This window comes from Nonomuraea sp. NPDC005501 (genome assembly GCF_040605905.1).
Lineage (GTDB): Bacteria > Actinomycetota > Actinomycetes > Streptosporangiales > Streptosporangiaceae > Nonomuraea.
In genome coordinates this window covers 13784-25571 of sequence record NZ_JBEXDT010000022.1, presented here as the reverse complement: position 1 = coordinate 25571, position 11788 = coordinate 13784, and the positions used below count along the sequence as shown (strand labels likewise).

Here is an 11788-nt window from a genome sequence, read left to right as displayed (position 1 = left end):
ATCTTCAAACTCTTAGGGTTTGGCCAGCTCAGCTCGGGTAGAGACAGCGGCCGCCAGACAGGCCAGCGGCACGGCGGGCAGCACGTACCGGTAGTCGAACTCGGCCACGGCGGGCGGCACGACGAGCAGCACCACGGCCACCGACCAGGGCAGCACCCAGAGCGGCAACCGCCTCGGCCGTCCCGTCACCGGGCTCCCGGTCGCGCTCCTCCGGCGTCTCGCCGCCCGCACGGCGCCGAGGGCGGGCGGCGCCAGCAGGATCACCAGCAGCACGGCGCCGGGCAGGCGGACCGTCCCCTGGTAGGCGCGCATCCACCCGGCGTACGGCTCGACCACCTCCGTGCCGATCGGTCCCTGCTCGTACCTCTTGCCCATGTCCACGCCGAGCTGCGCCGCCCAGCGCCCCGGCGGAGGAGGGGAGGCCGACGGCAGCTCGTAGTAGCCGTAGACCTCCTGGTCGGGGTAGACCGGCCGGCCCCACACGAACGTGCGGCCCAGCTCCGACAGCACCGAGCCGGCGTAGTCGAGCGGCTGCGAGCGGATCGCCAGCGTCGCGAAGCGCGCGGCCAGGTCGTCGTTGGCCTTGGTGAAGGTGATGCCGGGCAGCTCGACCAGCGGGGAGTCGGCGGCCCAGAGGTACTCCTGCGAGGGGGGCCGGCGCTCCGGCGGGCGCGGGTCGCACAGCACCCGCAGGTCGGCGGGCGGGTCCATCCTGGCGCAGTCGGCGAACGACATCGTCCGCGCGTACAGGAACGCGCCGTTGGCGCCGACCAGGCCCGTGCGCTGGTACGTGCCGTAGAACCAGGCGCCGTACGCGGCGAGCGGGATCAGCGCGGCGGCGAGCACCACCGCGGCCCGCCGCAGTCGCCCCGCCAGCACGAACCACACCGCGAGGACCAGGATGAGCGGCTGGCCCACGGTCCTGGTCAGCGTCGCCGCGGCCAGCAGCAGCCCGATCGCCACGGCCCGCCGCCTTCCTCCCATGGCCAGCGCCACCGCCGCGACCAGCAGGAACATGAACAGCGTGTCGGAGACCAGCAGGTGCTCCAGCTCGACCTGGTAGGCGTCGAGCAGCACCGGCGCGGCCGCCAGGGCGGCCCCCCACCGGGGCACCGCCCGGCGCGCGACCGCGTACACGAGCACGCCCGTCGCCAGCCCGAGCAGGTGCTGCGCCGCCGCCACCACCGCGAAGGAGTGGAACGGCTCCAGCAGCTTGAGGAACGCCGAGTAGCCCGCGGGGCGCACCAGGTCGGGGCGGGGGCGGAAGACGGTGACGATGTAGGTGTAGGAGTCGGGGAACCACAGGACCGGCCGGTAGCCCAGCATGGTCAGCACCCGCAGCCCCGCGCCGAGGGCCAGCACCCCGAGGAACCACCCGTGCCGCCGCACCGCCGCCAGGACCGTCCTGGGGGTACGACGGGCCGCCGGGGCCGTGCGCCCGGCTGGGCGGGAGAGCCGGTGGGACGCTGGACGATGACGCACGTCGCGTACGCTACCCGGCCCGGTCGTACCCGCAGGTCGGATACCCTCGCGATCACGATGGGATCCGGCGGGCCCGACCAGGTGCGAAGGCCGTCGGCGGGCAGGGTGCTCGCCGTGGCCTCGGTGCTGCCCGCCCTCGTCGTGGCGGGCTGGCTGCTGGCCGGCCTCCCGCTGCTGCTCGCCGGCGTGTACCGGCCGCTGCCCGCGCTGGCGCTCGGCCTGCCCGTGATCGCGCTGCTGTGCCTGGCCGCCCTCCGCGTGTCGGCGGGCGACCCCGAAGGGCCCGAGGCCGAGGGGCTGAGGGCGGGACGGTGGCAGGTGACCGGAGTCGCCGGGGTGGCTCTCGCCTCCGGCGTGTTCAACGCCGTCCTGCACTCCGAGCAGCTCGTGGTCCGGCGCGACCCCGCCACCTACGCCCAGTACGCCGTCTGGCTGGCCGGCCACGGCTCGCTCCCGATCCCCTCGCAGGTGGCGGCGTTCGGCGGGCCGGACCCGTCCCTGGTCTTCGAGAGCATGGGCTTCTACGAGGTCGGCGGCGCGGTCGTGCCGCAGTTCATGCCCGGCCCGCCGCTGCTGTTCGCCGCCGGTCAGTGGGCCGGCGGGCTGCTGGTGACCCCTGCCGTGCTGGGGGCGCTCGCGGTGCTCACGGTGGCCGGGGTGGCGGCGCGGCTGGTGGGGGCGCGGTGGGCGGCCCCGGCCGCGCTCGCGTTCGCGGTGTGCCAGCCGGTGCTCTACACCTCGCGCACCACGCTGAGCGAGATCCCGTCGCTGATCCTGCTGCTCGGCGGCCTGGCCCTGCTGCACGACACGCTGTCGCGGGCCGTGGCCGCGCCGGGCGCGCCGGGCCGGAGGTGGGCGGAGGCGGCGGTGGCCGGGCTGGTGTTCGGGCTGGCCGTGCTGGTGCGGGTGGACGGGCTGCGTGACGTGCTGCCGGTGCTCGCGTTCGCCGGGCTGCTGGTGGCGATGCGCCGCTCCGGCCGGCCGGAGGGCGTGGCGGGGCCGCCGCTCCTGGCCGGTGTCGCCGTGGGCGCCGGGCTGGGGCTGTACGCGGCGTACGAGCTGGCCCGGCCGTACCTGGTCTACCTGTCGCGGTCCGTCCAGCCGTTGCTGCTCATCTGCGCGGCCGTGCTGGCGCTGACCGTGCTGGGCACGGCGGTGGCGCCGTGGGTGGCGCGCCTGCCGCGCCCGCGACGCCTGGCGCGGTGGCTGCCGACGGCGGGCGCCGCGCTGACCGTCCTCGTCATGGCGGGGCTGGCGGCGCGGCCGTTGTTCCAGACGGTGCGGCGCGTGCCCGTGACGCAGGAGGACCGGCTGACCGCGCGGTTCATCGAGGAGACGCAGCGCGCCAACGGCCTGCCGCTGGACGGCGAGCACCTCTACTTCGAGCAGTCGCTGCGCTGGGTCGTGTGGTACGTGGGCGTGCCGGCCGTGCTGCTGGCGACGCTGGCGGCCGCCGTCCTGGTGCGCCGGCTGCTGCGCGACGGCAGGCCGTTCCCCTGGCTGCTGCCGCTGGCGGTGATCGGCTGGACCACGGTCACCACGCTGCTGCGCCCCGAGATCACCCCCGACCACCCGTGGGCGTCGCGCCGCCTGGTGCCCGTCGTGATCCCCGGGATGGTCCTGCTCGCGGTCTGGGGCGTCCGGTGGCTGCGCGACAGGCCCGTGTGGCGCCGGTACGGCGCCCGCGGCCCTCGATGGGTGACCGCCGCGGGCGTGGCGCTGCTGCTGGTGCCGCCGGTCGTGACGTCCATCGGCACGGCGTTCAGCCCGGTGGAGCGGGGCGAGCGGGCGGCCGTGGCCGCCATGTGCGCGCGGTTCCCGGCGAACGCGTCGGTGCTGGTCGTCGAGCGCGTCACCGGTGACCGGCTCATGCAGGTCGTCCGGGGCTCCTGCGGCGTGCCGGTCGCGGAGGCCCGCCGTACGGACGGGGACGTCGCGCCCGCGGACGAGGTGCGGCGGCTCACGGCGAGGATCAGGGCGGCCGGGCGCGTGCCGGTCGTGCTGGCCGCCGACGCGGCCCAGGTCGCGCCGTACGGCACGCCGACGCAGGTCATGGGCCTGGTGACACGCCAGGACGAGCGCTCGCTGACCGGCCCGCCCGACGCCACGTGGACGCTGCGGATCACGGCCTGGATGGCCGCCGGCTGACCTCCGCAGGACGGCCGCAGGCGCGTGGAGCAGCGGCGGGGCGAGCCGATGTGGACCCGGGCCGTCGCGGGGCAGAGTACCCTCGACGCACGTGAGCACGCCTGAGATCGCCCAGAGTGGAACCACCGTGGATGAAGCGCCCTACGTCACGATCGTCCTGCCCTGCTACAACGAGCAGGACCACGTCATCGACGAGGTCGAGCGCATCACGCGGGCGATGGACACGAGCGGCTACACCTACGAGCTGGTGGCGGTCGACGACTGCTCCACCGACGGCACGCTGGCCCGGCTGCAGGAGGCGGCGCCCCGCTTCCCGCACCTGAGGATCCGCGCCTTCCACCGCAACGGCGGATCGGGCACCGTGCGCCGCATCGGCACCCAGGAGGCGCGCGGCGAGATCGTCGTCTGGACCGACGCGGACATGACCTACCCCAACGAGCGCATCCCCGAGCTGGTGCAGCTCCTGGAGAAGGACGCCACGATCGACCAGGTCGTCGGCGCCCGCACCACCGAGGAGGGCTCCCACAAGGTGCTGCGCGTGCCGGCCAAGTGGGTGATCCGCAAGGTGGCCGAGATGCTCGCCGGCCAGAAGATCCCGGACCTGAACTCGGGGCTGCGGGCCTTCCGCAAGTCGGTGGCCAGGCCCTACCTGCGGCTGCTGCCCCCCGGCTTCTCCTGCGTCACGACGATCACGCTGTCGTTCCTGATGAACCAGCACGACGTCCACTACCTGCCGATCGAGTACGCCAAGCGGGCCGGCACGTCGAAGTTCAGCTTCGTCTCCGACGCCTACCGCTACATCCTGCAGGTGCTGCGGATGATCATGTACTTCAACCCCCTCAAGGTGCTCATGCCGCCGGCGCTCTGGCTGGTGGCGATCGGCCTGGTCAAGGGCGTGTGGGACATGATCCAGCACCCCTTCTACTTCCCCGCCAACACCGTGATGATCTTCCTGTCGGGCCTGCTGATCGGCTCGGTCGCGCTGCTGGCCGACCTGATCGTGCGGTCGCGGGGCGAATAGCGTGCGCGTCGCGATCGTCGGCCCCACCTACCCGTACAAGGGGGGCGGCGCCCAGCACACCACCGAGCTGGCGCACCGGCTGGCCGCGCTCGGCCACGACGTGGTCATCGAGTCCTGGCGGGCCCAGTACCCGTCGTTCCTCTACCCCGGCCGCCAGACGATCGACGCCCCCGAGGGCACGCCGTACCCCCGGAGCGAGCGCCGGCTCGACTGGCGCCGCCCCGACGGGTGGGTCGCCGCTGGCCGCCGGCTCCGCTCCGCCGACCTGGTCGTCCTCGCCGTGCTGAGCCCCGTGCAGGTGCCCGCCTACCTCGGCATCCTGTACGGCCTGCGCCGCCGAGCCCGTGTCGTCGCCCTGTGCCACAACGTGCTGCCCCACGAGCCGAAGCCGTACGACCGGCCGCTGATGCGGGCGCTGCTGCGGCGGGTGGACGGCGTGCTGGCCCACTCCGGGCAGCAGGCGGACCTGGCCAGGACGCTGGCCGCCACACCGGTGCGCGTGGCCGGGCTGCCGCCGCACCTGCCCTCCACCCGGGCCGAGCCGTCCTCGGGGGTTCACCGGCGGCTGCTGTTCTTCGGCCTCGTGCGGCCGTACAAGGGGCTGGACCTGCTGCTGCGCGCGCTGCCCGAGGGGGTGGCGCTGACCGTGGCCGGAGAGTTCTGGGGCGGGCTGGACGAGACCAGGGCGCTGATCGACGAGCTGGGCGTCGCCGACCGGGTGGAGCTGCGGCCCGGCTACGTGGCGGCCGAGGACGTCCCGGGGCTGTTCGCCCGCGCCGACGCCCTGGTCCTGCCGTACCGCAGCGCGACCGCGAGCCAGAACGTGTGGCTCGGCCACGAGCACGGCGTGCCGGTCATCGCGACCCGGGTGGGGGCGCTGGCCGACCACGTCACCGACGGGGTGGACGGGCTGCTGGTGGAGCCGGGCGACGTGGGGGCGCTGCGCGCGGCGATCGAGCGCTTCTACGCCTCGGGCGAGCCGGAGAGGTTGCGGTCGGGCGTCAAGGCGGTCGACCCCGAGCCGTTCTGGTCGGCGTACGCCTCGGAGCTGCTGGCGCTCTGACGGCCCAGCAGGAACGCGACCCCCGCGGCGGCCACGTCCGACAGCGTGAACACCAGCCGCGACGCGACCGCCGCGGCCAGCGCGGGCCCGGTGCCGATGATGGGCGTGAACACCAGCACCATCGCGCCCTCGCGCACCCCGACCCCGGCGGGCACGAAGAACGCGAGCAGCCCCGTGGCCCAGGCGAACGCGTAGGCCCCGGTGGCGATCACGTACAGGTCCCAGCGGCCGACGAGCAGCCAGGTGTGGATGCCGTACACGAACCAGCCGAGCGCCGTCCAGCCCACGGCGGCCACGACCGCGCGGCCGGGCAGCACGCTCTCCAGCGGTTCCTTGCGGGCCAGGCGGAGCGCCAGGTTGAGACCCCAGGTGAGCACCTTCGGGTGCAGGCACACGATGATCACCGGGACCAGCAGCAGGAGGTACCACGCCTGGCGCAGGACCTGCTGGGTGGCGAGCGTGGCGGCGGCGATCGACAGCGCCACCCCGAGGTTGATCACCAGCGACAGCGAGATGCAGGCGAACGTCCGGCGCGGCGGGCTGCCGTGGTCGCGGCCCAGCTCCATCGTCGCGGCGTACGCCCAGACCGAGCCCGGGATGTACTTGCCGAGCTGGCCCACGAACATGATGCGGCCGGCGACCCGCAGCGGCAGCGGCGAGCCGAGCCCGGCCAGCACCCGGCGCCAGGCGAGCAGGCTGCAGAGCTGACCGGCCAGCACCGCGGCGAACGCGCCGGGCAGCGCCCAGGGCGACAGCCGCGCCACGGCCGTCGTGGTCTCGTCCCAGTTGCGCGCCAGGCCGTAGCCGAGGAAACCGAGCGCGACCAGCGCGAGCACGACGCGCAGCAGGCGGCGGAGCATCCGCCAAGGGTACGCGTGATCAGCCGGACCGGGTAGGGGGCACGCTCGGCCGGGCGAACGGCGGCCCGGTCGCGGGTACTGTTGGGCCCCGTGGGAAAGCAAGCCGTGGGAAAGCAACGGGTCGCGCAGCTGGAGTACTCCGAGTTCCAGTCGGCCATGCTCGACGAGGCCAAGCGCAGGCGCAAGGCCGCGAAGATCATCGCGGTGCTGGAGCACTTCCAGGGCTCGCTCGACGGCCTGGTCGTGGGCGACGTGGGATGCTCGGCCGGGTTCATCGCCGACGAGCTGGCCGGCGCGGGCGCGGGGCACACCCTCGGGGTGGACATCGACGTGCCGGGGCTGCGCAGGGCGGCCGACCGGTTCGGCGGGCGGGTGGCGTTCGTCTGCGGTGACGGCACCGCTCTGCCGTTCCCCGACGGGTCGATCGACGTGCTGGTGTTCAACCACATCTACGAGCACGTGGTCGACCCCGACGCGGTGGTGGCCGAGATGCACCGGGTGCTGTCCGACAAGGGCGTCCTGTACCTCGGCCTGGGCAACCGGCTCGGCATCATGGAGCCCCACTACAAGCTGCCGTTCCTGTCCTACCTGCCGCCCGCGCTGGCCGACCGCTACGTGCGCGCCTTCGGCCGGGCCGACCACTACTACGAGCGCTACCGCACCCGGCGGGGGCTGCGCCGGATGCTGCGGGCCTTCCACGTGTGGGACTACACGCTCCCGGTGCTGGCCACCCCCACCCGCTTCGCCGGCTCGGAGCTGTTCCCCGGCGCGGTGGGGCGGGCGGCGCAGGCCGTGCTCGCGCGCACGCCGCGCGGGGTGCTGCGGCTGACGCTGCCGCTCGTGCCCACGTACCTGTGGGTGGCCACCAAGACGCCGCGCCGCCCCGCGGGCGCCGCGCTCCCGCAACCCCCGCAGCCGCTGTGAGCACCGAGGCCGGCGTGGGGCGGCGGCCGGTCGCCCGGCGGGTGGTCCGCCTCGGGTTCCTGCTGATCGCCCTCGGCTTCGGCGGCTGGGCCGTGGCCTCGCGGTGGGACGACGTCGTGGCCGGGCTGTCCACGCTGAGCTGGCCGATGCTCGCCGCCTCGCTGGCCGGCGTGGTCGCCGCGCTGCTCGGGGGCATGCTCACCTGGCGCACCCTGCTGGCCGACCTCGGCTCGCCGCTGCCGTTCCGACCGGCCGCCAAGGTGTTCTTCGTCGGCCAGCTCGGCAAGTACATCCCCGGCACGGTCTGGCCGGTGCTCGCCCAGATGGAGATGGGCCGCGACCTCGGCGTGCCCCGGGCGCGCAGCGCCGCCGCGTTCTTCCTGACGATGCCGATCCAGCTCGCCACCGGCCTGCTCGTCACCCTGGTGACGCTCGGCTGGGACCGGTTCGGCTGGCTGCTCCTCCTGGTGCCGGTGCTGCTGGTGCTGCTGGAGCCGAAGGTGATCAACGCCCTGATCGGCTTCGGGCTGCGCAGGCTCAAGAAGGAGCCGCTGGAGCGGCCGCTCACCCGCCGCGGCATGCTCACCGCGCTCGGCTGGGCGCTGGCCGGCTGGACGTGTTACGGCCTGCACCTGTACTTCCTCGTCCCGCAGGGCGGCCTGCTGTTCGCCGTCGGGGCGTTCGCGCTGTCGTGGTGCCTCGGCATCCTGACCTTCGTCGTGCCCGCCGGGGCGGGGGTGCGCGAGGTGGCGATGGTGGCCGTGCTGTCCCCGGTGCTGGCCCAGGGACCGGCCATCGCGATGGCCCTCTGCTCCCGGATGATCATCGTGATCGGGGACCTGATCTGCGCGGGTTTGGCGGGAATAGCTGCACGGCGTGGCGGCGTGTGATTTGAGCCTCGATTTGGGGGAGGCTGGTCATAAGCTGAACCCAGAGGGGGACGCCAGGGCTCCCACGACGATCTTGAGGGGAGAAGATCCTCGTAATGCCTCGAGTGCTCGTCGACGCGGCGGCCGTCCCCACGGACCGCGGCGCCCTCATCCGCTACGTGGACGGACTGGTGGCCGGGCTCGACGCCGCGGGGGCCGACCTCGTGGTGGTCTGCCAGCGGCCCGACGCGGACCGGTACCGCCGGCTCGCGCCCTCGGCCGACATCCGGCCGGGTCCCGTCTCGCTCACCAACCGCGCCGCCCGGCTCACCTGGGAGCAGACCGGCCTGCCGCTGGTCGCCCGGCAGGCGGGAGCCGAGGTCATCCACGCGCCCTACTACACGATCCCGCTGGGCGCGGGCCTGCCCACGGTCGCGACCGTCCACGACGTCACCTGGTTCACCGAGCCGGAGCACGACAGTCCCAGCAAGGCGGCGTTCTTCCGCTCGGCCACCCGCACGGCCGTGCGCCACGCCACCCGCCTCATCGTGCCGTCCAAGGCCACCCGTGACGAGCTGGTCCGCGTGCTGGCCGCCGACCCCACCCGCATCGACGTCGCCTACCACGGCGTCGACCAGGACCTGTTCCACCCGCCGAGCGAGGTGGAGCGCAGGCGGGCGGCCGAGCGGTTCGGCCTGCACGGCCGGCCGTACGTCGCCTTCCTGGGCGCGCTCGACCCCCGCAAGAACGTTCCCAACCTCATCCGCGGCTTCGCCGCCGCCGTCAAGAACCTCGACGAGCCGCCCGCGCTGGTCCTCGGCGGCGGCGTCCACGAGGACGACGTCGACACCGCCTGCCGGGAGGTCGAGGCCACGGTGAAGGTGGTGCGGCCCGGGTTCCTGCGCATGCCGGACCTGGCGGGGTTCCTCGGGGGCGCGCTCGTGGTGGCGTTCCCGTCGCGCGGCGAGGGGTTCGGGCTGCCCGTGCTGGAGGCCATGGCGTGCGGCGCGCCCGTGCTCACCACGCACCGCGCGTCGCTGCCGGAGGTGGGCGGCGACGCCGTCGCCTACACCGAGCCGGACGCCGACAGCATCGCCCTGGCCCTCGGCCGGCTCCTCGACTCGCCCGAGCGGCGCCGGGCGCTCCAGGAGGCGGGCCTCGCGCGGGCCCGCGAGTTCACGTGGAAGACATCGGCGCAGGCGCATCTCGCCTCCTATCAACGCGCGGTCGAATAGTTCGGTAACCTCGCGGAGTGATGGAGAGCTCTTTGCCAGACCTCGAGGCGATCCTCCTGGTCGGCGGCCAGGGCACGCGCCTGCGTCCGCTGACACTCGGCACGCCCAAGCCGTTGCTGCCGACCGCCGGCGTGCCTTTCCTGGCGCACCAGCTCGCCCGCGCCCGCTCGTTCGGAGTACGCCGGATCGTCTTCGCGACCTCCTACAAGGCGTCGATGTTCGAGCCCGCCTTCGGCGACGGCTCGGCCTTCGGGCTCTCCCTGGAGTACATGACGGAGGAGACGCCGCTCGGCACGGGCGGCGCCATCCGCAACGCCGCCGAGGCCCTCACCAGCGGCCCCTCCGATCCCGTGCTGGTGCTCAACGGCGACATCCTGTCCGGCCACGACATCGGCGACCAGGTGCGCACCCACACCTCCAGGGGCGCCTCTGTAACGCTCCATCTGACGGAGGTGGACGACCCGACCCGGTTCGGCTGCGTCCCCACCGACGACGATGGACGGGTCACCGCGTTCCTGGAGAAGACCCCCAATCCCGTCACCAACCGGATCAACGCCGGCTGCTACGTCTTCACCCGCTCGGTCATCGACCGGATACCGCGCGACGAGGTCGTCTCCGTCGAGCGCGAGACGTTCCCCGGGCTCATCGAGTCGGGTGAGCTGGTCCTCGGCTACGCCGACCGCACCTACTGGCTCGACGTCGGCACCCCGGCCGCGTTCGTGCGGGGCTCTCGTGACCTGGTGCTCGGCCGCCTGGCCTCGCCCGCGCTGCCGGGCCCGCCCGGCGAGTACCTCGCCCTCGCCGGCGCCCGCGTCTCGCCGGAGGCCAAGGTCAACGGCGGCTCCGCGATCGGCGCCGGCACGGTCGTCGAGGCCGGTGCGGTGGTGTCGGGCAGCGTGCTCAGCGACGGCTGCGTGGTGCACTCCGGCGCGACGGTGGTCGACTCCGCCGTCGGGCAGGGCGCCCGGGTGTGCGCGGGCGCCGTGGTGCGTGACGCGGTGATCGGCGACGGGGCCGTGGTCGGCGCGGGCAACGAGCTCCAGCACGGCGTGCGCGTGTGGCCGGGCGTCGAGCTCCCCGAGCGCGCCGTCCGCTACTCCACCGACGTCTGACCTCGCCGCCGCTCCTCCGGCGCCCGACCTCGCCGCCGCTCCTCCGGCGCCCGACCCCCCGTTGCTCCACCGGCGTCCGACCGGCCGCCCACCGGCGCCCCGGGCGCGGGCGCGTGTCGCGGCGCGGCACACTGGACTGGTGATGGAGCGCAGGTGGGAGCCCGGTGGGCCGCTGGACGTGGGGCTGGCGCTGGCCCCGCACCGGCGCGGCTCCGGAGACCCCGCCTGGCGGCGCACCCCCGACGGGGCCGTGTGGCGCACCTCCAGGACCCCCGACGGCCCCGGCACCCTGCGGATGAGTGCCGCCGACGGCGTCGTGCTCGGCCGGGCCTGGGGCCCCGGCGCCGGATGGCTGCTGGAGATGCTCCCGGCCTGGCTCGGGGCCGACGACGACGCGTCCGGGTTCGCGGCCCGGCACGAGGTGCTGGCCGAGGCCGCCCGCCGGCACGCCGGGCTGCGCATCGGGCGCACCGGCCGCGTCATGGAGGCCCTGGTGCCGGCCGTCCTGGAGCAGAAGGTCGTCGGCCGCGAGGCGTGGCGGGCCTGGCGATGGCTGCTGCACCGCTACGGCGAGCCCGCGCCCGGCCCCGCCCCCGAGGGCATGCGGGTCGTGCCCGAGGCCGAGGTGTGGCGGCAGATCCCGTCGTGGCACTGGCACCGCGCGGGGGCCGAGGCCGTACGCGCCCGGACCATCGCCACGGCCGCCTGGCACGCCGCCAAGCTGGAGGCCGCCGCCACCACCGAGGAGCTGGACCGGCTGCTGCGGGCGCTGCCCGGGATCGGCGTGTGGACGTCGGCGGAGGTGCGCCAGCGCGTCCTCGGCGACCCCGACGCGGTCAGCGTGGGCGACTTCCACCTGGCCAAGCTCGTCGGCTACGCGCTGACGGGCGAGAAGACCGACGACCCCGGGATGCTGCGCCTGCTGGAGCCGTACGCCGGCCACCGGCACCGGGCCGCGGTCCTCGTCATGCTCACGGGCCTGCGCCCGCCCGCGCGCGGCCCCAGGATGCCCGCCCGCGACTACCGGTCCTTCTGACCTGCGCGTACATGCCCCTGGGTGCGGGCCGCGAACTC

General features: G+C 74.6%; 10 protein-coding genes. 8 read left to right on the top strand and 2 right to left on the bottom strand.

Annotated features, from left to right (window positions below):
* Nucleotides 1-12 precede the first annotated feature (12 nt).
* Entirely contained in the window at nucleotides 13-1482 is a 1470-nt protein-coding gene (locus ABZS51_RS14105; RefSeq protein ID WP_355439950.1) for a hypothetical protein, read from the bottom strand.
* Nucleotides 1483-1539: 57 nt separating this feature from the next.
* Between ABZS51_RS14105 and ABZS51_RS14100 the strand changes: the two genes are divergently transcribed.
* The 3 genes from ABZS51_RS14100 (at nucleotide 1540) to ABZS51_RS14090 (ending at nucleotide 5714) form a co-directional block, all read left to right on the top strand.
* Nucleotides 1540-3630 (top strand): hypothetical protein, encoded by a 2091-nt coding sequence (locus ABZS51_RS14100; protein ID WP_355439947.1) that lies wholly within the window; start codon nucleotides 1540-1542, stop codon nucleotides 3628-3630.
* Nucleotides 3631-3757: 127 nt separating this feature from the next.
* Nucleotides 3758-4651, top strand: coding sequence for a glycosyltransferase family 2 protein (locus tag ABZS51_RS14095; RefSeq protein ID WP_355439944.1), 894 nt, complete (start codon nucleotides 3758-3760; stop codon nucleotides 4649-4651).
* 1 nt (nucleotide 4652) lies between these two features.
* Nucleotides 4653-5714, top strand: coding sequence for a glycosyltransferase family 4 protein (locus ABZS51_RS14090; RefSeq protein WP_355439941.1), 1062 nt, complete (start codon nucleotides 4653-4655; stop codon nucleotides 5712-5714).
* Here ABZS51_RS14090 and ABZS51_RS14085 read toward each other — a convergent pair.
* Nucleotides 5615-6574: a lysylphosphatidylglycerol synthase transmembrane domain-containing protein gene (locus ABZS51_RS14085; protein WP_310708195.1), complete on the bottom strand. Its 960-nt coding sequence runs from the start codon at nucleotides 6572-6574 to the stop codon at nucleotides 5615-5617. The genes ABZS51_RS14090 and ABZS51_RS14085 overlap by 100 nt on opposite strands.
* Nucleotides 6575-6679: 105 nt before the next feature.
* On the opposite strand from ABZS51_RS14085, the gene ABZS51_RS14080 reads away from it, so the two are divergent.
* From ABZS51_RS14080 to ABZS51_RS14060, 5 genes are all read left to right on the top strand, one after another.
* Entirely contained in the window at nucleotides 6680-7498 is an 819-nt protein-coding gene (locus ABZS51_RS14080; protein WP_310708194.1) for a class I SAM-dependent methyltransferase, read from the top strand.
* Nucleotides 7495-8388, top strand: coding sequence for a lysylphosphatidylglycerol synthase domain-containing protein (locus ABZS51_RS14075; RefSeq protein WP_310708193.1), 894 nt, complete (start codon nucleotides 7495-7497; stop codon nucleotides 8386-8388). The genes ABZS51_RS14080 and ABZS51_RS14075 overlap by 4 nt, the downstream gene beginning before the upstream one ends.
* 95 nt (nucleotides 8389-8483) lie before the next feature.
* Nucleotides 8484-9602, top strand: a complete 1119-nt coding sequence (locus tag ABZS51_RS14070; protein WP_310708192.1) for a glycosyltransferase family 1 protein — start codon at nucleotides 8484-8486, stop codon at nucleotides 9600-9602.
* Nucleotides 9603-9622: 20 nt separating this feature from the next.
* On the top strand, nucleotides 9623-10714 hold the full coding sequence (locus ABZS51_RS14065; RefSeq protein ID WP_355439936.1) for an NDP-sugar synthase: 1092 nt from the start codon (nucleotides 9623-9625) through the stop codon (nucleotides 10712-10714).
* Nucleotides 10715-10856: 142 nt separating this feature from the next.
* A complete protein-coding gene (locus tag ABZS51_RS14060) occupies nucleotides 10857-11750 on the top strand; it encodes a DNA-3-methyladenine glycosylase 2 family protein (RefSeq protein WP_355440090.1) in 894 nt (297 codons plus the stop codon).
* Nucleotides 11751-11788 lie beyond the last annotated feature (38 nt).